At 60.0% G+C, this 432-nt stretch carries 1 protein-coding gene; it reads right to left on the bottom strand.

The window, feature by feature from the left end:
* Window positions 1-138: 138 nt before the first annotated feature.
* On the bottom strand, window positions 139-432 hold a 294-nt coding region (locus tag RCF13_RS01240; RefSeq protein ID WP_308140747.1), incomplete at its 5' end, for a transposase.

Here is a 432-nt window from a genome sequence, read left to right on the forward strand (position 1 = left end):
CATTTCTGACCATCAGTAACTCGGGGATTGTCCCTACGGCCGAGGTCCGCAACCCCTGCGAAGCAGTCGTTGAAGGGAGCACATCCGAACTTCTGCTTTGGGTCGGATAGCGACCCTCCGTAGATACCGTCTTGGCCGTCAAGTAGAAAAAGCGTAGTCAGGTCTGTAAGGCTGCCGCGTCTTGAGCACACCGAAGCACAGATGTACCACCTTGCGCATGCAAGCACCCAGCGCCGACATCTTGGTCTTGCCCGCCGCCAGCAGCCGTTGATATAACGCCCGCACATGGGGGTTGTGTTTGGAAGCAACAACGCCGGCCATATACACCTTGGCCCGTACATCAGCGGGACCTGCCTTGGACATGCGGCTGCGCCCGCGTAGCGACGTGCCCGACTGTCTCCGCACCGGCACCAGGCCTAGATATGCCGCCAG

It is taken from the genome of Stenotrophomonas maltophilia group sp. RNC7 (assembly GCF_030910085.1).
Lineage (GTDB): Bacteria > Pseudomonadota > Gammaproteobacteria > Xanthomonadales > Xanthomonadaceae > Stenotrophomonas > Stenotrophomonas sepilia.